Raw genomic sequence first — 22981 nt, 5'->3', positions numbered from 1 at the left:
TCCGACTACATTCTTTCGGGAACTGAAATCCCGAGTAATCCGAAAGCGGCCTTGATCGTATCGGCTACTTTTTTAGACAACTGCACACGGAACTTCTTGGCCTCATGTTGTTCTTCGCCCAAAATCGACACCGACTGGTAGAACGAATTGTACTCCTTGACCAATTCATAGGTATAATTGGCCACAAGCGCCGGGCTGTGGTTGTGCGCCGCGTCCTGGACGATGTCGGGGAACTGCGCGATGAGCTTGAGGAGTTCCTTTTCTTTTTCGTGCAGTACCGATACTTCGGCTTTGGTCGAAACATCGAAATCGGCCTTGCGCAAGATCGATTGGATGCGCGCATAGGTGTATTGGATAAACGGTCCCGTATTGCCCGCAAAATCGACCGATTCTTCGGGATTGAACAAAATGCGTTTCTTGGGATCGACCTTGAGGATGTAGTATTTGAGCGCGCCGAGCCCGATGGTATGGTACAGCCGCGCTTTTTCTTCTGCTGAATAACCGTCGAGTTTACCGAGTTCTTCGGATATTTTTTGCGCGGTTTGCGTCATCTCAAACATCAAATCATCGGCGTCTACTACGGTGCCTTCGCGGCTTTTCATCTTGCCTGACGGCAAATCGACCATACCATAGGACAAATGCGTCAAATCTTTCGACCATTCGAACCCGAGCTTCTGCAAAATCAGGAACAACACCTTGAAATGGTAGTCCTGCTCGTTGCCCACCGTGTACACCATACCGCCCACGTCGGGAAAATCCTTGACGCGTTGGATGGCCGTGCCGATGTCCTGGGTCATGTATACGGCCGTACCGTCTGAACGCAACACGATTTTACGATCGAGCCCTTCGGCGGTCAAATCGATCCACACCGAACCGTCGGGGTCTTTCTCGAAAATGCCCTTCTCGAGCCCGAACTGCACGACTTCCTTGCCCAGCAGGTAGGTATCGCTTTCATAATAATAGGAATCGAAATCGACGCCTATGGTTTGGTAGGTTTGTTCGAATCCGTCGTAGACCCAGCCGTTCATCATTTTCCAGAGCGCGACTACATCAGGATCGCCGGCTTCCCATTGGCGCAACATTTCTTGGGCTTCGAGTAGGACTGGCGCCTGTTTCTTGGCTTCGTCCTCGGTTTTACCGCCGGCCATCAGTGCGCTGATTTGCTCTTTGTATTGTTTATCGAAAGCTACATAGTAATTCCCTACAAGTTTGTCGCCTTTGAGTCCGGTGGATTCGGGCGTTTCGTTCAGGCCAGATTGTTGCCAGGCCAGCATCGACTTACAAATGTGGATGCCACGGTCGTTGATGATTTGCGTCTTGTAGACCTTCGTGCCCGAGGCTTTCAATATCTCGGACACCGAATAGCCCAAAAGTACGTTGCGCACGTGGCCCAAATGCAGCGGCTTGTTGGTGTTGGGCGATGCGTATTCGACCATGACGGCCTTGCCCTCGGGCTGCGGCGAGACGAATCCGTAACGGGTATCGTCTTTGATCTTTTCGAAAAAACCAAGGTAATAGGCGTCGTCGATCACGAGGTTCAAAAATCCGGCGACCACGTTAAAACGCGCTACCTCGGGTGCATGGTCGACCAGGTACTGCCCTATTTTGTTGCCGATGTCGGCCGGGTTGCCCTTGATTACCTTCAACAACGGAAAAATCACCAGCGTAATGTCGCCCTCAAAGTCACGTCGCGTAGCCTGGAACTCGAATTTGTCGTGCGAAACGTCGAACAATTGGGCTAATGCGGTTTGGATGTGCGGGATGAGGCTTTGACTTAACATAGGATGATTTTTAAGGCGCAAATATAGCGAATACCCACACAATTAAAAAGATGCCGCGTCATAACCTGATGTTAATCATTTGGACTGCCGTTCAACTGACAATGATTTTAGTTATCAACATTTTTACAAACATAAAATGTAAGAATACATCCCGTTAAAAAGGCAATTTTATGCATTTCATCGATTTTTTTTGCATTTAAACGATATTATTTAGCAACTTTGAACCCGTCAAAACACAAAGTCTTACCCTACTAAGATGAACATGAAAAAATTAATACTCTTTTTCGCGCTGGCGTATGGCGTCCAGGGCTACTCACAGGCCATCACCGTGAGCACCAACACCTACTCCGTTCCCCAACTGGTCAACGATGTACTGATCAACTCGCCGTGTGTATCGGCCACCAACGTTACGTGGTCTACCGGGAGCAACTTTGGCTCGTCCAACGGTATTGGGTTTTTCCAAAACACCAACGCCAACTTCCCGATGGATTCGGGGGTGATCCTTTCTACCGGTAATGTCAACAACGCACCAGGGCCCAACAGCGTCCACCTGAATGATGGTGCGATGAACTGGCCTGGCGATGCCGATCTCGAATCGACTCTGGCCGCGGCGGGTATCCCGATGAACTCGGTGAACGCGTCGGTACTCGAATTCGATTTTACGCCGATTTCGCCCAACTTTAGTTTCGACTTTTTGTTCGCGTCTGAAGAATACGGAAATTTCCAGTGCGAATTCTCGGATGCCTTTGCGTTCCTTTTGACCAACATGAACACGGGCGTTACCACCAACCTGGCCGTGGTGCCTGGTACCAACTTGCCAATTTCGGTAGTGACCATCCGCGACTTCTTGTACAATTCGTCTTGCCCTTCGGCCAATGCACAATATTTTGGCAGCTACAACGGCGGATCGGCGGCTCCGGGCTCGGCTTCTAACTTTAACGGCCAAACCACGTTGCTCAACGCGTCGGCGGTTATGGTACCGGGTACGCCGTACCACATCAAACTCGTCATTGCAGACCGTACCGATCAGGAATCGGATTCGGCCATTTTCATTTCGTCGGACAGCTTTAACATTGGCCAGGACGTTTTGGGTCAAGACATCACCGTAGCGGCCAACACTGCGATTTGTCCCGGAAAAACCCATACAATCGATTCTGAGCTCGACCCGGCCGTCTACTCGTTTGTTTGGAAGCGCGGCAACACTATCCTCGCCGGGCAAACAGGACCTACGCTTGTCGTAGACCAGCCGGGAACCTACACCTTGACTTATCAGTATTTGATAGGAACCTGTTCACCGGTAAGCGATAGCGTGGTAGTGCAGTTTTATCCTGAAATCACGACGCAAAATCCGATTGACCTTTACAAATGTTCGGGAAGCGGCACTTATGTTTACAATTTGGCGCTCAACACGCCCATCGTCAAGACCGGTCTCGACGCGGCTACGGTGGTGAGCTACCATAGTTCGCAACTCGCAGCCGACAACAATACGGGCGCCCTGCCGTTGAACTACACCAGCGCTGGCGGCCAAACCATTTATGTACGCATCAAGACGCCCAATTCCCCTTGCTACGTAGTCAAATCGTTCCAATTGCTGACCGCTCCTGCGCCCGTTGCACACCAACCGAACGACCTGACGCTTTGTGCGCGTTCTCAAACCCTGATGAACGGCATCTTCAATATCGCCGCGCAAACGCCTACGGTATTGGGGTCGCAATCGAACACCTTAAATACAGTAACCTACCACACCTCGCAGGCACACGCCAATGCGGGAACCAACCCGTTGGGCAATACCTACATTGCTACCGAAGGCACTGTGGTTTATGTCAGGGTCCAGAATGTAACCGATGCCGATTGTTACAGCACCACTTCGTTTACGTTGCACATCGAGCCGCTGCCACCGGTGGATGTACTCGAAAACATCGTACTCTGTGAGCCTTACACCTTACTCCCTTTGACCAACGGAAATTACTTTTCTGGCCCTAACGGAAGCGGCGACGCGATGTTTGCGGGCGACGTCATCGAGGAAACCCAAATCGTTTACATCTTTAACCAACCGGGCGGACCCGATTCTTGTTCGGCGGGAAGCAGCTTCAAGGTGACCATCATCAACCCAGAACAATTGTCGCCAGGCGCGGGTACCTATTGCGGTTCTTATACGCTGCCTAACCTGGAGTACGGCGCCTATTACACTGCCCCGGGAGGTCCTGACGGAACGGGAACATTGGTCCCATCGGGTACAGAAATCACCACTACGCAAACGCTTTATGTGTATTTCCAGTCGTTGATGCCGCCATTTTGTATCATCGATGCCGATTTTGACGTGACCATCCTGCCTGGTATCGAAATCGGCGAACAACCGAATGTATTCGATTGTACGAGCTATACGCTACCGGTAATCAACGGTACCTATTACACGCAAGCCGATGCACTCGGCACCGAAATGCCTGCGGGAACTGTAATTACAACGACTACGACACTTTACGCCTATGCGACGACAGGCGCCCCGAACAACTGTAAGACCGAAAAACAATTTACGGTGTTCATCGGCATCGATACGCCGGCCGATATCTCGCAATGTAACGGCTATACCTTGCCTGCGTTGCCTATCGGCGAATACTACACCGGGCCTGCGGGAACGGGTGATTTGATCCCTGCGGGAACAGTCCTCGAGCAATCGGCGACGGTCTACATCTATGTCCCGAAAACCAATCCGGGGGGTGTAAACTGTACCGACAATGTACACTTTACGGCCAGCATCGCGCAGCCGCTCATCGACAGCCTCGACGACATTGCCGTATGCGACAGCTATACGCTTCCGGTGATTGCGAGCGGTACCTACTACACCGGGCCAGAGCAAAGCGGCACCGAGTTGGCGGCCGGCGACATCATCACGAGCACCCAGACGATCTACATCTTCAAGCGTTCGACACCAAGCTGCTACAACGAAAACAGCTTTACGGTGACGGTCAATCCAAAACCTGCGATCGACTCGCGTTCGGACATTGACGTGTGTAACAAATATGAACTCACCGAACTGGCCGTAGGCAACTACTACACCGGCCCGGGTGGAACCGGAACGATGCTTCCTGCGGGAACGTTCATCAACGAAACGCAAACGATCTACATCTATGCAGTGGGCAATACGGTTCCGGCGTGTGTGGCCGAAAACCAGTTCACGATCAACGTATTTACCATCGAGGCCGACAGCCCTGCCAATGTGGTGGCGTGCGACAGCTATACGCTTCCTGCGCTGACCGTCGGAAACTACTACCAGCATCCGGGCGGACCTGCCGGTGGCGAGGGATCGCTTATGCACGCAGGCGATGTGATCACCGAATCGACAACGTTGTACGTGTTCACCGAATCGGGCGAACGCATCAACTGTATCGACGAGAACAGCTTTACGATTACGATCAACCATACGCCTGTAGTGGCGCCGATTGCCAACGAGAACGCGTGCAATTCGTTTACACTCGAAGCCTTGGCCGTAGGAAACTACTACACCGGGCCGAACAAAACCGGCACCCAAATGCATGAAGGCGATGTCATTACAACGACACAAACCTTGTATGTGTATGCCGAAACAGGCACGACGCCAAACTGTTTTTCCGAACGCAGCTTTACGGTCACCGTTTTCAATGTAGACGTGCTGCCCAACATCACGACTTGCGAAAGTTTTACGTTGCCGAACTTGACCAACGGCCGTTATTATACAGGACCAAACCGTACCGGAACCCCTTTGACCGCCGGACAGGCGATCTCGACCACGCAAACGGTATACATCAATGCCGCGGCACCTTGGTCACCTACTTGTTACGACGAAAGTTCGTTTGAAGTGGTGATTGTCCCGACACCTGTAGCGCATCCGGTAAGTATTGCGATGACCACGGTTTGTGACGAAGACGGTAACAACGACGGCATCACGACGTTCGATTTGACCTCGATCTCCGACACCTTGTTGGGTACACAAACCGGTAGCGAGTTTACTGTGACCTATTACGCTACGCTGGCCGATGCCCAGGCGCAAGCCAACGCGATCACTACCACAACCCAAACACTGGTTTTTGCCCGCGTAAGCAATACATTGACGGCCAACTGTTTCGACGTTCGCCCGATTTCGATTGTGGTGAACACGATCCCAGAACCGGCACCGGTGGGCGGTATCATTTGTTACGACAGCAAAAACGAGCAATTGTTGCAATCGTATACCATCCCTAGCGGACTCAGCGCGTCGAACCACACGTTCAAATGGTTCAACGAGGCGGGAGACGTGGTGGGTACCGGAAGTTCGTACACGGCCGTATTGCCGGGCGAGTATTCGGTTATTGCGACAAGCACCGTTACGGGATGTCCGTCCGAGGAAACTTTTGTGACCGTGACCCCATCGGAACCGGCGCTCATCAGCTTTACGATCACCGATGATTTCAGCGACAACCAAATCATCACCGTCGAGGCCAGCGGCGTGGGCGGCGACTACGAATACCAGCTCGACCACGGCCCATGGCAGGACAGCAATGTGTTCCAGGGCGTTTCGACCGGTACGCACGTGGTGAACGTACGCGACAAGAACGGTTGCGGTACGTCGACGTCTTCGGCACTCGTGGTGAACTATCCGAAGTATTTCACGCCAAACGGCGATGGCTACCATGACACGTGGAATATCGTTGACCTTGAGGAAGACCAACAGGCCAAGATTTCGATCTTTGACCGCTATGGCAAACTGATCACACAAATCTTCCCGCACGGCGCAGGTTGGGACGGATCGTTCCAAGGAAGGGCGTTGCCATCGACCGACTACTGGTTTGTGGTAAACTACCAGGAAGACGGCATCCAGAAAGAATTCAAGGCGCATTTCGCCATGAAACGATAACCCCATCCCGAACATTCGGGACCGCGCCCAGGCGCAAACACTTTACCCCCAAATCTTTAAGAAAGCTCCTTTTTCGGGAGCTTTTTTTATTGGGAAAGAAAAAAAAAGATGCAACTTTGCACCGCAAAAACAAAATAAACAAACATCATCAATCTACCATGAACTTCAAATTGATCCTGGTGTGCCTTTTTGTATCGGTTTTTTCGATGCAGGCACAAAAAAACGCGTCGCTTTCGGGCAAGGTGACCGACCAAAAAAACACGCCCATCTCCTACGCCAACATCGTGCTCAAACAAGACGGCAAGATCGTAACGGGCGGCATCACCGACGACAACGGGCAGTATGAAATCAAAAGCCTCGAGCCCAAGAACTATGTGGTCGAAATCCAATTCATCGGCTACAAGACCTTTGTGACACGCGCCGATTTTACGACCGGACAAAAGTCGATCTCGCTCGGAAAAACCGCACTCGAAGAAGAAGCCACCGCACTCGGCGAAGTGGCCGTGGTGGCCGAACGATCGACCATCGAACAAAAAATCGACCGCAAAGTCATCAACGTGGGCAAGGATTTGACCACGGCTGGCGCGACGGCATCGGAAATCATGAACAACATCCCGTCGGTCAACGTAGACCAGGACGGCAAATTGTCGTTGCGCGGCAATGAAAACGTGCGGGTGCTTTTGGACGGCAAACCTACGAACATCGACGCGTCGCAATTGCTCAAACAAATCCCGTCGACGTCGATCAAGAAAATCGAACTCATCACCAACCCGAGCGCCAAATACAATCCCGAAGGCATGTCGGGCATCATCAACATCGTGCTGCACAAAAACGCGAACGATGGCTTTAACGCATCGGTAAACGCCGGGGCGACCTTTGCGCGTACGCCCAAGGGCAACGGCTCGTTCGACATGAACTACCGCCGCGGCAAGATCAACTTTTTTGGCAACTACGGCACGAATTTCGGGAACCAGTTCAACGACGGCGATTTTGCGCGTAAGGACAGTGTTTTCGAAACGCGTTTGCGCATGAAGAATGTGAACACCAACCAGTTGTTCAAGGTGGGGCTCGATTTTTACCTCAACGACCGCAACACGATTTCGGTGTACACGAACCAGAACTTTTTCAAGGGCGACGGTTTTATCGATTCGTACTATATTTTTGCCGATGTAGCGACCAACGTGGCCACGCATGACAAGTATTTGACCGACAACGTCAATTCGGCCTAGAACATCGCGTTCAAGCATTTGTTCGCCAAGGAAGGCCACACGCTCGACGTCGAGGCCAACCACAGCGCGACGGGCAACGACAAAATCATCTTTTTCAAGACCGACAACACGCCGTACATCCTTTCGGACGACACCTTCAACCGTTGGGATTTCATTTACGACGACCGCGCACAAACGATCGTCAACGTCGACTATGTGAATCCGCTCAGCGAAAAATCGACGCTCGAATTGGGCGCCGAATCGCGTACCATCAGGACCGACAACGAATTTACATCGCTGCGCACGGCCGGGTTCGATTATACTTACGACCTCGACATTTATTCGGCTTATGCGACATTCGGGCAAAAATTCACCAAATTCAGCTACCAGGTGGGCGCGCGTTTCGAGAGCTACAAGGTGCTCGCCAAACTCGACGGCGCGACGGCTTACAAGGACGATTATTTGACGGTGTATCCTTCGGCCTATATGACGTATACGCCCAGCGAGAAAAACAGTTTCCAGATCAGCTATTCGCGCCGCGTAGACCGTCCGAGTTTGGAGCAAACCAAGCCAAGCCCTGAATTTGCGACGCTTAAGCTTACTTCTATCGGGAATCCGCAGCTCGATCCGCAGTTCACCAACTCGATCGAACTCAACTATACACGTACGTTCTCGAAAGGTTCGGTCACGGGCGGTGTGTTCTTTAGGCTCATCAACGACGAGATCAGCCGCGTGCTGTATCCCGATCCCGAGCGCGACGGCAACCAGATCATGAGTTTCCAGAACTACGACAACAACAACGCCTATGGTTTTGAACTCTCGGCCAATTACAAGATTACCTCGTGGTGGGATGTGCAACCGTCGGTGGATTTTTCTTCGATCAGCCAAAAAGGACAGGTTTCAATCAGACGTCCGGGTACGATCGATGAATTCGACGTGGTGATCAAGGACGTGACGGCCAATGCGCTCAACGCCCGTATGAACCACAATTTCAAGGCCACCAAGACGCTTCGATTCAACCTCTTCGGATTTTACCGTGGCGGCGTCGAGGGCGTGCAGTTTACCGGAAAGGAAATGTACAAGATCGATGGCGGTGTGCGCTATGCGATGCTCAAGAACAAAGCCAGTCTGAGCATCCGCTTTAACGACATCTTCAACACCATGCGCTTTGCGTTCGACGGCGACAACCCGTATCCGCAAATCGGCAGTTTCAGATGGGAAAGCCAGTCTATTTACGTAGGGTTCAACTACATGTTTGGCGCGGGCAAGAACCGTGCATTGCAACGCAAACAGCGCGACGACAACACCAAGCAAAACAGCGGCGGAATGTTTTAGGTTTTACACAATAAACCCGCAGCGCATTGCGTTGTATGGTTTTATTTGAATTTATTTGAGTCGATAGAAACCTCCGGGGTGTGCAACCCGGAGTTTTTTTATTGGACCGGTTTGGATTAGAATAGGAAAAATACAGTTTTTCTGCAACTGGGGTATTGAGAAAAATGGTAGATTGGCATCCGTAAGGGCAGGGGGAGTAAGGTTTACCCCTAAAAAATAAAACCAACACACGCGTACAGAAAATCTGTAGTTTTTGTTAAGGTTTTAAACGTGTTACGATTCATAGACACTCCCCTAATAGCTACCATCGAATGATTGCGCTTCCCCACGTAAAACCACTGCCGAAAGCCGCCAACACAACCAAATCGCCCGATTGGATCTTGCCCTGCTCCCACGCCTCGGTGAGCGCAATCGGGATCGACGCCGCGGTGGTGTTGCCATAACGCTGGATGTTGTTGTACACCTTATCGTCCGATAGTTTGAACGATTGCTGGATGAACTGCGAGATGCGCAAATTGGCCTGGTGCGGGATCAGCATCCCGATGTCGGATACCTGAAGATTATTGGCCTGCAAGCCTTCCTGGATCACTTCGGCAAACCGAACCACCGCATTCTTGAACACGAACTGGCCGTTCATGTACGGCAGGTAACTTTCGTCGTTCGGGTCGTTGTCGGCCACGATGTCCGAAACCCAACGGCCACCCATGCCCGGTGCCTTGACCACGAGTTCCTCGGCATGCTGGCCTTCGGAATGTAGGTGCGTAGACAGGATGCCTTTGGACAAATCTTCTTCGCGGCTTACGATGGCAGCCCCTGCCCCGTCGCCAAAAATCACCGAAACGGCACGTCCGCGGTCGGTCATGTCGAGCCCCGTCGAATGTACTTCGGAACCGATGATCAGGATGTTTTTGTACATGCCCGTCCTGATGTATTGGTCGGCGATGGAAAGCGCATACACAAACCCCGAACATTGGTTGCGCACGTCGAGCGCGCCCACGGTCTTGAGCCCCAAATCGCGTTGCACGAGTACGCCCGGACCAGGAAAATAGTAGTCGGGGCTGAGCGTTGCAAAGATGATGAAGTCGATGTCGTCTTTCGAAATCCCTGAGCGTTCGATCGCTATTCGGGCGGCCTTGACCCCCATGCTGGTGGTGGTGTCCTGCCCTTTGACGATATGACGGCGTTCCTGGATACCGGTGCGCTCCTGGATCCACGCATCGTTGGTATCCATGATTTTAGAAAGATCGTCGTTGGTGACGATGTTTTCGGGCACGTAGTAACCGAGCCCAGAAATTTTGGAATGATACATATTGTTGTATTGTAAATTCTGATACTGCTAATTTAGACAAATCGCAAAATTGCCTGCGACAATATAGGCTTTTTTTCAGAATTTACAATCCGACGGCAAAATGCTATTTCACGAACTTGACCGATTGTCTGCCCGTATCGGTGTGGATGTTGACAAAATAACCACCCGAGGCACGAGGCGCGTCGAAGGTGTAGGATTTTTTTCCCGCGGCCGGTATTTCGTCGCGCAGCAACTCCCTGACACGGCGTCCCGAAATGTCATACAGTTCCAGGACCAAGTGGTCGCTGTCTACAAACTCTATGGTCACCGTCATCTTGTCCTTGACCGGATTGGGCGTCACGGCGGCCTTGAGCGGCGTGCGTCCTTTTTCCTTGAAGTCGCTTTTCCCGAGCGTTTCGCTGAATTTGTAAATCGTCGCACCCGATGCATAGGCCAGGTTGTCGTTCAGTATCTGGATGCGGTTCAAATTGCTCCCGACAAAATTCTCGCTCCACGTTGCGCCGCCATCGGTGGTTTCCAAAAATGGCGAGGCGTGCCCGCCCATAAACCCGTGGTCTTCGGTCAAGAACCCAACGGCCTGGATGTCGGTATCGGGTACGTCGTGGCTCACCCAGCTCACGCCATTGTCGAGCGTACGGACCAGCTTTCCCGGAAGCGCATTGACCGATTCTACCGATCCAAACATGCAATTGGGGTTTGACGCAAGGATTTGCAGTTTCCAAACGTATTCGCCCGCTATCCCGGTGTTGTAGATTTCGGTCCAGCTCACGCCGCCATCGGTTGTGCGCAGGATGGTCCCGCCCGCTGCACCTTTGCCCGATGCGTAACCCAAATTTTCGTCGACGAAAAGCAATTCCACCAATCCTTCGGCATACGCGCCCATATCGATGTACTGCCAGGTTTGGCCGCTGTCGGTCGATTTGAGGACGTAGGCGTTTTCGCTGAAATACGAACCGCATGCATACACCGTCGATTCGCCCACACAGTCGATCCCACAAATGGCCGCCGGCGTGGGCATGAGGCTCGGGATGATGCTCCAGGTGGCGCCGCCATCGGTGGTCTTGAGGAATTTGTTGTTTTGCAATGTGCCCAAAAATCCGATGTTTTCGTTGAGGAATTCGATGTTCCGGAAATAGTAGTTCCCGGGGAGTTGCGGCGTTTGCTCGGCTACCTGCAAGGTCCAGTTTTCGCCGCCGTCGGTGGTTTTGTACACGGCCGCCGCCGATCCGTTGGCCGCCCAACCCAATGTTTCGGTCAAAAAGAACACATCGTCAAAGCGTTGGTTGTTCGTATTTTCGGGTGCCGACTCCAGCGCATGCCATTCGGGTTGCGCCGATAACGAACACACGGCCAGCAGCATCAAAAAGGAAAACTTTCTCATAAACAGGTTGTTTGGTGACAAATGTAATTTATTTTGCGACATACCATCGCCTATCGGGTCGTTTTGCGTACCAACGATACCACGGTGCCGGCTTCCAAAAAATGTGGATTTTCAAAAAACACCTTGCCCTTTTCATAAACGGCTTCCACCAAATAGCCGCTGCCGTTGTAGTACGACTTGACCACTGTCGGTTGCAACCGAGACTGGGCCGTGGTTTGCAATTGGTCGGGGAACAACAGCACTGTTTTTGACGAACCGGGGTCGTCGAGGAATCGTTCGGGGATTTCGCTCACCTCGCCCAACAGCGATGCGATTTCATAGGTTTGCGGGTTCTGGTAAAGCCCGTGCGGTGTGTCTTGCCTGATGATTTGGCCTTGCTTCATCACGGCCACCTGGTCGGCAAACGACAAAATATCGGTACTGTCGTGCGTCGCAAAAATACAGGTGATGTTATGGGCCTTCAGGTGTTTGAACAGATTGCGTCGCAAATTGTTTCGTCTAAAGGTATCGATCTGGCTGAACGGTTCGTCGAGCAGCAACACCTTGGGTTCGAGCGCCAGCACCCGCGCCAGGGCCACACGTTGTTGTTGGCCGCCGCTCAAAAATTGGGCCTTGACGTGGGCATACTCGGTCATCTCTACCAGTTCGAGTAACTCTTGCACGCGCGCCTGTTTTTTATCTTTGTAGATGTTCGACAGGTACTTGCCTACGTTTTCGGCCACGGTGATGAACGGCATCAAATCGAAGTCCTGCGCCAGGTATTTCATGAAATCCATGCCCGGAATCAAATTGAACTTAGGACCCAGCACGGGCTCATCGTCGTAATGGATTTCGCCCTGGTCCAAATCGTACAAACCATAAATGAGTTTGAGCAGCGTGCTTTTACCGCATCCGCTTTCGCCGATCACCGCCAAATGCGCACCTTGCGGCAACCGTAGACTGATGGCGTCGATCACCTTGCGGTCGGAATAAGCGAACGAAATTTCCCTCAATTCAAGCATGGTTCAAAAATAAAAACAAAAAACGATTCGCCGTTCAAAAAAAATAGTCATATAACCCGCTGATAGTTAGTCAAAAAGTTTTTTCTAATCAAAATAATTTGGATATTTACATACCCCATTTCGTACACCTACCCCATTGTCTTACTAAAAATTGCGTGTATGAAAACAAGATTACTTTTTGCGGCCTTTTTTTTGGCCTTGGGCATGAACGCACAAGTAGGTGTAGGCACCGCCACCCCGAATGCGCAACTCGATGTGCGCGCCACCAACCAGGCCACACCGTCCAGTACCGATGGTTTGTTGATTCCAAAGGTTGATGCTTTTCCCGCGACAAACCCCGGAGCGCAGCAACAAGGCATGCTCGTTTACTTGACCACGGCCGCTGGCCCTGACGCACCCGGGTTTTACTATTGGGACTTTCCAACACTCGACTGGATAGGACTAACCGCAGCCGCCGGATCGGACCGCGACTGGCTCGAAACCGCCACGGCGCTCCCGCCCGACAACATCAACGACGACATTTACCACCTCGGGCGCACCGCCATCGGCAAGGTCGCACCTATTGCGCCATTGGACATTGAGGCAAGCGGCCAGAATGACGTCATCCGCAATACGGGGAACTTCGACAATGTAGCGGGCGTAGATCGTGCGGGAATCGTCAATACGGTCCAGGGCACAACAACAGATTACTTGGCCGGCATCAGACAACACGTGTATAGCGAGGGCATGGGCAACCGTTATGGCGTCTACAACGATGTGTCCGGAGATGGGTCTGGCGAACAAGCCGGTGTGTTCAATTTTGTGACCAATACAGGCGACGGCAGCCATTATGGTACCTACAACCGAATTTCGGGAGGTGGGTTTGGTAATAAATTTGGTTCACTTTCTATTATGGATGCAACGGGTAGCGGCGAACTGTTTGGCCATTACTCACTCATGAGCAGCCAGACGAACGCACCTCGTTTTGGCACCTACAACGACATGCTGACCACAGGCACCGCGCCGGGCGTTGGCACTTTCAATTACTTTAGGAACTCGACGACGTCCACTAGTAACGTAGGCCTCTATAATCTATTAGAAGGCACAGGCGACGGCGAACAAACTGCCAACGCCAACTACATATACAACACCGGCAATGGAAGACATATGGCTACTTGGAACGAAGTAACCGGTACAGGCAACGGAGAGCATTACGGCATTCGGAATATTGTGAGCGGGGCAGGAAACAATTGGGGTATGTTCAGCATGGTCAGTTCTACAGGTAGTGGTATACAGATAGGCGTGGCCAGCACCATGTATGGACCAGGAACCGGCGACAAGTATGGCTTTCACACCGTGATGGATGACGCTGCGGGCGGCACACATTATGGGGTGCGTTCGCAAGCCCTCAAACCCGGGAGTTTTGCGGGCTATTTTCAAGGAAACGTAGCCATCGGAAACAATGCAACCAACTATTACATCATGCCACCTTCGCGAGGTTTGAACGGCCAGATCATGGTAACCGACGGTGCGGGCAACGTCACCTGGCAGAATCCAGGCCTGCCTACCTCAGATGCGTGGCGTATTACCGGAAACGCAGGGCTCGCGTCGGGAACGAACTTCCTGGGTACTACCGACGACGTCTCGGTCGCTTTCAGAACCGGCGATATCGAGCGTATGCGGTTGCTCAATACCGGCGAATTTGTGGTGGGCAACACCGTGGCGCTTCCTGGCGACATATTCTCGGCCTATGCGGCAGGGACCAACTATGCCGTTAGCGGCTACAGCGGTGGCGGTGGCGCTGCAGGTTATTTCCAGAATACCAGTGTTGGCGACGCGCTGGTTTCGGCAAAGGATGGCACGTCGGGATCGGCGGGCTATTTTGCCACGATGAATACGGCCAGCACCAACTCGACGGTAGACATCTATAACCTGACGGGCGCAGCGCCTGCACTCACGGTTTATTCATCATCGACCAATGCCGCCGCCGATGGTATTCAGGTAGACATGGTATCAGCATCGGCCAAACGCGCCATCGAAGTCAATGTGGCCGCAGCCGTCACAGGACCTGGTGTCATCGTTTTTCAAAACGGTTCGAACAGGGCGGGTAACTTTCAGGCGCAACACACCACTACGGTAGAACCTTCGTTATTTGCCTCTGGCGCAAGCCCTAATGCAAGGGTTTTGAACGTACAAAACTCGCCGACAAACTCGGTCAACCCGGTGGGATGGTTTTCGCAAGCCTCGACGGGCACTCTTGTTGCCACTTACGGCAACGCCGCTTCAGTATGGGGACAAAGTTTCGGCATCAGGGGCGGGATTTTCCTGGCCGGATCTGCTTCGGCAAACAACACTTCGTTACAGGGGCTTTATTCTGGTGCAGCAGCCAACGTAGACGCTGTAGGGGTTTTTGGAAGGGCGCAGCCCAATCCGGCCTACGGTTACGGCGTGGTAGGAACCGGAAATTGGTATGGGGTCTATGCCAACGGTAATTTGGGCGCGACAGGCACCAAGGCGTTTCAAATAGACCATCCGCTCGATCCCGAAAACAAATACCTACGCCATTATGCGTTGGAGTCGCCCGAGGTGTTGAACATGTACCGCGGCAACGTGATTTTGGACACCAATGGCGAAGCCACCGTTACGCTACCCGATTATTTTGCGGCCATCAACAAAGACTTTTCGTACCATCTGACAGCCATAGGTGCACAAGCCAATGCGTACATCAAGGAAGAAATAAACGACCAGAGCCAATTCAAGATTGCGGGCGGGAACCCGAACCAAAAAATTTCATGGCAGGTCATTGCCGAACGCAACGATCTTTACGTCCAGAAGAATCCGGAAAGCATTGCCGTCGAAATAGAAAAACGCGAATATGACAAAGGCCTCTACTTGCGGCCTGAATTGTACAACCAGCCAGAGGACAAAGGAATATTCTATCGCTACCAGGCCGATCCGTCCAAAAACAAACCAGCCGAGACGCTCGAACCGACACCTGCAAGGCACCGCGAACCCGAAACCAAGACGCGATCTACAGACCCGCAACCCTAACCCTCTTTGCCCGACTTGACCGTCGGGCTTTTTTTGTAAGGCAAACACTTTTGGGAATCGGCCAAATCACTTACCTTGCGGGTAAAAATCCTATGAAAGTTTACGCCCTTCTGATTTCGTTTTTTGCGCTGGCCGCCTGCTCGGGCAGCGACGATGAGCCCATTGTGCCTACTGTTCCAACACCCGAACGCACCTATTATCGCGGGATGGATTTGTCGTTCCAGTCTGAATTGGAAAGCTACGATCCGGTGTACCGCGATGCGGCTGGGGCCACGGTAAACTTGCTCGATTTTGTCGAATCGGCGGGGACGAATCTGGTCAGGCTCAAATTGTGGCACACGTCCGAAGACGGGCAAAACACGCTGGCCCAGGTATTGGCCTATGCGCAAAAAATCAAACAGCACAATATGGCTTTCATGCTCGACATCCACTATTCGGATACCTGGGCCGACCCAAGCCACCAAACGCCACCTGCCGCTTGGCAAGGACTTACACAAGAACAATTGCAGACAGAAGTGTTCGATTATACCAAAAGTGTACTGACGGCTTTCAAAAATCAAGGAACGGCACCAGCATTCGTCCAGATCGGCAACGAAACCGACAGCGGGTTCTTGTGGGACTACGGCCGCGTTTGGGATGCATTCGACGACAATTGGCCCAACTATGCGGCGCTGGTTTCAAAAGCCATCGATGCCGTGCGCGAGGTCAATGGAAATGATACGAAAGTGATCCTGCACCACTCCAAAGTAGAGAACGCCGTGTATTTCTTTACCGAACTGCAACCTTTTGCGCTTGATTTTGACGTCATCGGGTTGTCGTACTATCCGCAATTCCAGACCAAGAACCTGATCACCGTGCAAACCAAGCTCAATGAATTGGCCGCGACATTCGACAAAGAAATCATGATTGTCGAAGTGGCCTACCCGTTTACTTTTGAATGGGACGACAACCTGACGAATTACATTGGCTCGGCCGACCAAATCATCGGTGCCTATCCCGCCACGCCGCAAGGCCAACGCGATTTCATGGGCCGTATCGACAACATCGTCAAAAGCATCCCGAACGACAAAGGCATCGGCTGGGTGTATTGGGCACCCGACTGGGTCGCATTCGATGGCAACGAGACCACCACGACTGGCGGATCAAGCTGGGAAAACCAGGCACTGTGGGACTTCGACCACAAAGCGTTACCGGCAATGGGTGTGTTCACGCCATAAAAAAAGCCGCCCGCAGGCGGCTTGCTATCAATAGCTTGAATTAGTTTCCGGTTTGGGTTTGCGCATCCTGGACCATTTTTTCGTTGGCCGTGATCGCAAATTCGACACGTCTGTTTTGGCTGCGTCCTTCAGGTGTGTCGTTGGTCGCAATCGGATCGGCGATACCCAATCCTGTGGTTTGGAACCGTGTAGATTTCAATCCTTTGCCCGACAAATAAGTCCTGACCGAAGCCGCGCGCTCGCCCGACAATTTGAGGTTGTATTCTGGCGTACCCGTGTTGTCGGTGTACCCGTAGATCACAATGTCGGTATCGGGATAATCGTTGAACACCTTGACCAATTTGTCCAGGTTGGCTTTTGCCGTTGGGGTCAATGTCGATCTATTGGTATCGAAACGAACGGCATTCTCGCCCAGGGTGAGCTTGATCCCCTCGCCTACACGTACCACGTCGGCACCCGGAAGCGCCTGATCGATCTCGCGCGCCTGCTTGTCCATTTGGTTTCCGATGACGCCACCGGCCACACCGCCTACGACACCACCCAACACCGCACCGAGCGCACCATTGCCGCCCTTGCCCAGGTTGTTGCCGAGTACGCCGCCGAGTACCGCACCGCCCACCGCACCGATGGCCGCGCCCCTTTGCGCTTTGTTCGTATTTTTTACTGATTCACAACTTAAGGTAGCACCCGAAACGATAAACGTTGCCAGTGCCATGATCGCTAACTTTTTCATGATAATTCGAGGTTAATTGACTTTTTGGAATTGGTACACCACATCGGTGAGCTTGCCGCCCACGTTGATGTTGTCGACGAGTTGGAAGGATTCGGTGGATTGGTTGGCCACGCGAAGCACATAGCCGTCACGCACTTTCTTGGCCTTCTCGCCCGCGTTGAGTACCTTGAGCACAAACTGGCCTTCTTTGTTGACAAACCACTTGATCGGCGACGTAAACTGCGCGCAATCGGCGGCGTTGAGTGTCATGTTTCCGGTGTCGTTGTTGGAAACGAACTTCCAAGTGCTGCCTTCGAAACACTTCGAATCGGCGAGGTTGAACGAAGTCACCTTGATGTATTCCGATCCCGGATACGTGACCGAAGTGATGACCCAATTGCCTTTGATGGCCGTGTGCGACTTGTTGTCGACTTTGGTGCTGGTCGCCGACGTAGACTTGCATCCTACAAAAGCCACGGTCAGCGCAATCATTGCAAAGATTTTTCTCATGATGGGATAGGTTATGGTTACGGTACAAATATACATTTGTTAAAATTTCTGCACGTTCCAAAATTCCTTAAATTACTATTAAAATTAACATACGACATTTTGTCACGTTGGCCGCGTTGGTATCGTATTTGAACAGCCGGGGACAGAAAATTTTAAATCCAAAATATTATGACAACCGGAAAAATCAATGTTTCTGTAGAAAACATCTTTCCCCTGATCAAAAAATTCCTGTACAGCGACCACGAGATCTTTTTACGCGAGCTCGTGTCGAACGCCACCGATGCGACGCTCAAACTCAAACACCTGACAAGCATCGGCGAGGCCAAGACCGAATACGGCAGCCCAAGGATCGAAATCAAGATCGACAAGGACGCGAAAAAACTCCACATCATCGATCAAGGCATCGGGATGACGGCAGACGAAGTCGAGAAATACATCAACCAAGTGGCCTTTTCGGGCGCCGAGGAATTCCTTGACAAATACAAGGATTCGGCCAAAGACACGGGTATCATCGGGCATTTCGGGCTCGGATTTTATTCGGCGTTCATGGTGGCCGACAAGGTAGAAATCATCACCAAATCCTACAAAGACGAACCGGCGGCGCATTGGACGTGCGACGGAAGCCCGGAATTTACGTTAGAACCGTCGGATAAAACGGACCGCGGAACGGAAATCATTTTGCACATCGCCGACGATTCGCTCGAATTCCTCGAAGAATCGAAAATCCGTGAATTGCTCAACAAATACAACAAATTCATGCCGATCCCAATCAAGTTCGGCACCAGGCAAAACGCGTTGCCAAAACCCGAGGATGCGCCCGAGGATTACAAAACCGAGTACGAAACCGTAGACCACATCGTCAACAACCCGAACCCGGCCTGGACCAAGCAGCCTTCGGAGCTTGCGGCCGAAGACTACCAGTCGTTTTACCGCGAGCTGTATCCGATGCAATTCGAGGAGCCTTTGTTCCACATCCACTTGAACGTAGACCATCCTTTTAATTTGACGGGGATCTTGTATTTCCCGAGGCTGGGCGCCGATCTGCAAATCCAGAAAGACAAAATCCAATTGTACCAGAACCAGGTGTTCGTGACCGACAATGTCGAAGGCATCGTCCCTGAATTTTTGACGATGCTCAAAGGTGTGATCGATTCGCCAGATATTCCATTGAACGTGTCGCGTTCCTACCTTCAGGCGGATGGAAACGTCAAGAAAATCTCGAATTACATCACGCGCAAAGTCGCCGACAAACTCAAATCGTTGTTTACCGAAAACCGCGAAGATTTTGAAGCCAAGTGGAACGACATCAAAATCGTTTTGGAATACGGCATGCTTTCTGAACCGAAATTCTATGAAAAAGCCGGTGCGTTCGTTTTGTACCCTACCGTAGACGGGCAGTATTTCACACTCGAAGAATTGAAGGAAAAACTCAAAGACAACCAAACCGACAAAGACGGCAAGCTCGTCGTGTTGTACGCCGGAAACAAAGACGCGCAACACGCCTACATCGATGCCGCCAAGGCCAAAGGATATGAAGTGTTGTTGCTCGACTCGCCCATCGTTTCGCACCTGATCCAGAAATTGGAAAGCGACAACAGCGATTTGACTTTTGTTCGTGTCGATTCGGACCACGTTGACAACCTCATCAAAAAAGACGAGAACGCGGTTTCTAAATTGTCGGACGAACAGCAAACCAGCCTGAAGACGGTTGTAGAAGACATCGTCCCCAAAACCACCTATACCGTCCAACTCGAAGCACTCGATTCGAATGCCGCGCCGTTCTTGATCACGCAGCCCGAATTCATGCGCCGTATGAAAGAAATGAGCCAAAGCGGCGGCGGCGGGATGTTTGGCATGGGCAACTTCCCGGACATGTACAATTTGGTGGTGAACACCAATTCTGAATTGGCGACGAACATTTTGAATACCGAAGACAAGACGCACCAGGAACACCTGGTCAAACAAGCGCTCGACCTCGCAAAACTGTCGCAGAATTTGCTCAAGGGCGAAGAACTGACGGCTTTTGTCAAACGCAGTTTTGAGCTGATCAAATAAATTTTATCTGTTTTAAATAGAAAACCTGCTGGCGAAAGTTGGCAGGTTTTTTTATTTTAGGGCATTCAACGCTGTGTCTATGAAAAAGTCTTTTTTATTGTTTTTTTGCCCGGCTTCGCTTTGCGCGCAATACGTTCCCGACGATCCTGCTTTGCACCAAACCATCGCGCGCCACGACAGCATTTTCTTTGATGCCTACAACCATTGCGACGCCAAACTTGCGGTTTACAGCGACTATTATGCCGAAGATTTGGAATTCTACCATGATAAAGGCGGACTCATGCAATCCAAAAAAGAAGTGGTCGAAGCCACAAAGAAGAATATTTGCGGCAAAGTCACACGCCACCTAAAACCCGGCAGCATCGAAGTCTACCCGATCAAGGATTGGGGCGCTATTGAAATCGGGATGCACCAATTCCACAACAAGGCCGAACCCGGCGCGGTGCCGCACGACTCGAAGTTCATCATTTTTTGGAGGAACGACGGGGAAAAGTGGAAGATTACAAAGGTGGTGAGCCTTCATTGATTATTTTTTATTCTTATTATTTATTAGGCCACAACAACGCCCCGGTTGTATTTGTTCCTATATTCCACAGGCGTAAGCCCCGTGATTTTGCGGAACACATCGCGAAACGCCTTGGTATCGGTATAGCCCACGTCAAACATCACTTCTGAAATGTTCTTGCGGCTCGTCTCGAAACTGCGTTTGGCGGCCTCGATCTTGACGCGTTGCATGTATTCTATGACGGTGTTACCGGTGGCTTTCTTGAACCGGCGTTCCAAAGTTCTGCGTCCGACGGCAAATTTGTCGGCCAATTCCTCTACCGTGATCTTGTCGTCGAATTTGTCCTCGATGTACTGTTGCGCCTTTTGCACGGCCTCGTCGTCGTGGTCTTTTTGGCCCTGGAACATGATGAACGGCGATTGGCTGTATCGATCGATGTCGATCATGTACAGCTTAGACATCATGATGGCCACCTCGCGCCCTGCGTTTTTCTCGATCAGATAAATCAGCAGATTGAGGAACGAATAGGCGCCGCCGCTGGTGTAAATGCGGTCTTCGTGTGTCATGATCTTGTCGTCTACCACGTGTACGTCGGGAAACATTTGCGCAAATTTGTGCGCTTCGGCCCAGTGCGTCGCGCATTGTTTGCCCGACAGCAATCCGGTAGCGGCCAGCAGGAACGCGCCAATACACAGGCTGGCGACCTCGGCCCCGTTTTGGTATTGCTTGGCAATCCAGGGCAGGAATTCGGCATTGGTGTCTATGGCCTGTTGCAGATCGCCGTGGATGGCCGGGATGATGATCAGGTCGGTTTTTTTGACCTGGTCGATCAAACAGTCGGTTTGTATCGTAAAGCGACCGTTGCGCTGGATGATCTCGGGCGAAATACCCACGAGTTGGATGTCGAACACCTTGGGCAATCCCATGCGCGCGGCGCAACCGTTGACGTCGTTGAGCAATTGGTGCGTGCCGTCTATGTTGGGCAAACTGGCGTGTCCGAAAGGGACTAAAATTGAGATATGCTTCATATTTTTATTGTCTATTATTATTTTTTATTGGTATTGCCTACTAACAAATATAGCCAATCCGTTTGTCGCAATCAACCCATGCATTAGTCGTTTTTACACATCGCCAAATTCCTGCTATCAAAATATCTTTGTCTTATCACAATAAAAAATAATAATAAAAAATAAATAATAACAAGATGGAAACCAAGGTATTTATCAACTTCGCGGTCAAGGATTTACAAAAATCGATTGAATTCTTTACCAAGGTCGGCTACACCTTTAACCAAGGATTTACCGACGAGAACGGAACGTGCATGATCATCTCGGAACACATCTACGCCATGCTGCTCACCGAACCGCGTTTCAAGGACTTTACCCACAAGGAACTCACCGATGCCAAAAAGAGCATCGAGGTCATGAACGCGTTTTCATGCGAAAACAAAGCCGAAGTCGACGCGATTTTCGAACGCGGCATCGCAGCCGGCGGCAAAGAATCGGCGCCGACACAAGACCACGGCTTTATGTATGGCCGCGAATTCGAAGACCTCGACGGTCACATTTGGAGCTACTTTTGGATGGATCCGGCCGCCATTCCTGCCCACTGATCGTGCGGCAATAAATTCGCCCATTCAAAAAAATAAAAATGACCATCCATTCCTACCTGACGTTCAACGGCAACTGCCGCGAAGCCATGTCGTTTTACCGCGATTGTCTGGGTGGGGATTTGGTTCTGGAAACCGTCGGCGATTCGCCCTTGGGCGCGCGGGTGCCGTGTAGTTTCAAGTCGCTCATCGTACAGGCGACGCTCGTACGCGGCGATTGGACTTTGGTGGGTTCGGACATGGCCGACGAAAACGGACGCATCAAGGGCAATGCCGTGGCCATGCTGCTGCAATGCGACTCAGCCGAACAAGCAAGCCGCACCTACGGCAAACTGGCTTCGGGTGGCCAACAGACGCATCCGCTGGGCGCTTCGCAATGGGGCTGGACGGGCGATTTGATCGACAAATACGGCAACCACTGGATCGTACAATACGAAGAACCGTAAGCAACGGGCCAA

The 22981-nt window shown here is 51.6% G+C and carries 16 protein-coding genes; 9 read left to right on the top strand and 7 right to left on the bottom strand.

From position 1 onward, the window contains the following. Positions 1-5: 5 nt before the first annotated feature. On the bottom strand, positions 6-1781 hold the full coding sequence (argS, locus tag BLP55_RS06755) for an arginine--tRNA ligase (protein ID WP_091141564.1): 1776 nt from the start codon (positions 1779-1781) through the stop codon (positions 6-8). 262 nt (positions 1782-2043) lie between these two features. Here argS and BLP55_RS06750 point away from each other — a divergent pair, with 262 nt between their 5' ends. From BLP55_RS06750 to BLP55_RS17400, 3 genes are all read left to right on the top strand, one after another. Beyond that, positions 2044-6651 carry a T9SS type B sorting domain-containing protein gene (locus BLP55_RS06750; protein WP_091141613.1) on the top strand — a complete coding sequence of 1536 codons (4608 nt, stop codon included), beginning with the start codon at positions 2044-2046 and terminating at the stop codon, positions 6649-6651. A 158-nt stretch (positions 6652-6809) separates the two neighbouring features. Beyond that, a complete protein-coding gene (locus tag BLP55_RS17405) occupies positions 6810-7880 on the top strand; it encodes a TonB-dependent receptor (RefSeq protein WP_317040286.1) in 1071 nt (356 codons plus the stop codon). Between the two features lie 18 nt (positions 7881-7898). After that, entirely contained in the window at positions 7899-9194 is a 1296-nt protein-coding gene (locus BLP55_RS17400) for an outer membrane beta-barrel family protein (RefSeq protein WP_317040285.1), read from the top strand. 301 nt (positions 9195-9495) lie between these two features. Here BLP55_RS17400 and BLP55_RS06740 read toward each other — a convergent pair whose 3' ends face one another. The 3 genes from BLP55_RS06740 to BLP55_RS06730 form a co-directional block, all read right to left on the bottom strand. Next, positions 9496-10503: a 3-oxoacyl-ACP synthase III family protein gene (locus BLP55_RS06740; protein ID WP_091141563.1), complete on the bottom strand. Its 1008-nt coding sequence runs from the start codon at positions 10501-10503 to the stop codon at positions 9496-9498. A gap of 103 nt (positions 10504-10606) precedes the next feature. Continuing rightward, a complete protein-coding gene (locus BLP55_RS06735; RefSeq protein ID WP_170826807.1) occupies positions 10607-11884 on the bottom strand; it encodes a YCF48-related protein in 1278 nt (425 codons plus the stop codon). Between the two features lie 50 nt (positions 11885-11934). After that, a complete protein-coding gene (locus tag BLP55_RS06730; protein WP_091141561.1) occupies positions 11935-12885 on the bottom strand; it encodes an ABC transporter ATP-binding protein in 951 nt (316 codons plus the stop codon). Positions 12886-13044: 159 nt separating this feature from the next. On the opposite strand from BLP55_RS06730, the gene BLP55_RS06725 reads away from it, so the two are divergent. After that, a complete protein-coding gene (locus BLP55_RS06725; RefSeq protein ID WP_091141560.1) occupies positions 13045-15915 on the top strand; it encodes a hypothetical protein in 2871 nt (956 codons plus the stop codon). A gap of 92 nt (positions 15916-16007) precedes the next feature. Further along, complete coding sequence (locus BLP55_RS06720; RefSeq protein WP_139149619.1) at positions 16008-17132, top strand: glycoside hydrolase family 53 protein; 1125 nt, start codon at positions 16008-16010, stop codon at positions 17130-17132. 40 nt (positions 17133-17172) lie between these two features. Here the strand turns inward: BLP55_RS06720 and BLP55_RS06715 are convergent, their stop codons facing one another. Then, positions 17173-17865: a YiaD family glycine zipper/OmpA-like lipoprotein gene (locus BLP55_RS06715; RefSeq protein WP_091141558.1), complete on the bottom strand. Its 693-nt coding sequence runs from the start codon at positions 17863-17865 to the stop codon at positions 17173-17175. 12 nt (positions 17866-17877) lie between these two features. After that, positions 17878-18354, bottom strand: a complete 477-nt coding sequence (locus tag BLP55_RS06710; RefSeq protein WP_091141557.1) for a lipocalin family protein — start codon at positions 18352-18354, stop codon at positions 17878-17880. Between the two features lie 168 nt (positions 18355-18522). On the opposite strand from BLP55_RS06710, the gene htpG reads away from it, so the two are divergent. After that, positions 18523-20409: a molecular chaperone HtpG gene (gene htpG / locus BLP55_RS06705; RefSeq protein ID WP_091141556.1), complete on the top strand. Its 1887-nt coding sequence runs from the start codon at positions 18523-18525 to the stop codon at positions 20407-20409. 79 nt (positions 20410-20488) lie between these two features. Next, entirely contained in the window at positions 20489-20935 is a 447-nt protein-coding gene (locus BLP55_RS06700; protein ID WP_091141555.1) for a nuclear transport factor 2 family protein, read from the top strand. A 23-nt stretch (positions 20936-20958) separates the two neighbouring features. Here BLP55_RS06700 and BLP55_RS06695 read toward each other — a convergent pair whose 3' ends face one another. Further along, a complete protein-coding gene (locus tag BLP55_RS06695) occupies positions 20959-21942 on the bottom strand; it encodes a GlxA family transcriptional regulator (protein ID WP_091141554.1) in 984 nt (327 codons plus the stop codon). 176 nt (positions 21943-22118) lie between these two features. On the opposite strand from BLP55_RS06695, the gene BLP55_RS06690 reads away from it, so the two are divergent. Both BLP55_RS06690 and BLP55_RS06685 read left to right on the top strand, forming a co-directional pair. Then, positions 22119-22526, top strand: coding sequence for a VOC family protein (locus tag BLP55_RS06690; RefSeq protein ID WP_091141553.1), 408 nt, complete (start codon positions 22119-22121; stop codon positions 22524-22526). Between the two features lie 38 nt (positions 22527-22564). Beyond that, the gene (locus tag BLP55_RS06685; protein ID WP_091141552.1) at positions 22565-22969 is read left to right on the top strand and encodes a VOC family protein; all 405 of its coding nucleotides are present in this window, start codon (positions 22565-22567) and stop codon (positions 22967-22969) included. Positions 22970-22981 lie beyond the last annotated feature (12 nt).

This window comes from Flavobacterium caeni (assembly GCF_900101895.1).
Lineage (GTDB): Bacteria > Bacteroidota > Bacteroidia > Flavobacteriales > Flavobacteriaceae > Flavobacterium > Flavobacterium caeni.
This window is presented reverse-complemented; position numbering and strand designations above follow the sequence as displayed.

Coding starts and splice junctions, on each gene's coding strand:
- argS (WP_091141564.1), bottom strand. CDS start 1,781: ATGTTAAGTCAAAGCCTCATCCCGCACATCCAAACCGCATTAGCCCAA.
- BLP55_RS06750 (WP_091141613.1), top strand. CDS start 2,044: ATGAAAAAATTAATACTCTTTTTCGCGCTGGCGTATGGCGTCCAGGGC.
- BLP55_RS17405 (WP_317040286.1), top strand. CDS start 6,810: ATGAACTTCAAATTGATCCTGGTGTGCCTTTTTGTATCGGTTTTTTCG.
- BLP55_RS06740 (WP_091141563.1), bottom strand. CDS start 10,503: ATGTATCATTCCAAAATTTCTGGGCTCGGTTACTACGTGCCCGAAAAC.
- BLP55_RS06735 (WP_170826807.1), bottom strand. CDS start 11,884: ATGAGAAAGTTTTCCTTTTTGATGCTGCTGGCCGTGTGTTCGTTATCG.
- BLP55_RS06730 (WP_091141561.1), bottom strand. CDS start 12,885: ATGCTTGAATTGAGGGAAATTTCGTTCGCTTATTCCGACCGCAAGGTG.
- BLP55_RS06725 (WP_091141560.1), top strand. CDS start 13,045: ATGAAAACAAGATTACTTTTTGCGGCCTTTTTTTTGGCCTTGGGCATG.
- BLP55_RS06720 (WP_139149619.1), top strand. CDS start 16,008: ATGAAAGTTTACGCCCTTCTGATTTCGTTTTTTGCGCTGGCCGCCTGC.
- BLP55_RS06715 (WP_091141558.1), bottom strand. CDS start 17,865: ATGAAAAAGTTAGCGATCATGGCACTGGCAACGTTTATCGTTTCGGGT.
- BLP55_RS06710 (WP_091141557.1), bottom strand. CDS start 18,354: ATGAGAAAAATCTTTGCAATGATTGCGCTGACCGTGGCTTTTGTAGGA.
- htpG (WP_091141556.1), top strand. CDS start 18,523: ATGACAACCGGAAAAATCAATGTTTCTGTAGAAAACATCTTTCCCCTG.
- BLP55_RS06700 (WP_091141555.1), top strand. CDS start 20,489: ATGAAAAAGTCTTTTTTATTGTTTTTTTGCCCGGCTTCGCTTTGCGCG.
- BLP55_RS06695 (WP_091141554.1), bottom strand. CDS start 21,942: ATGAAGCATATCTCAATTTTAGTCCCTTTCGGACACGCCAGTTTGCCC.
- BLP55_RS06690 (WP_091141553.1), top strand. CDS start 22,119: ATGGAAACCAAGGTATTTATCAACTTCGCGGTCAAGGATTTACAAAAA.
- BLP55_RS06685 (WP_091141552.1), top strand. CDS start 22,565: ATGACCATCCATTCCTACCTGACGTTCAACGGCAACTGCCGCGAAGCC.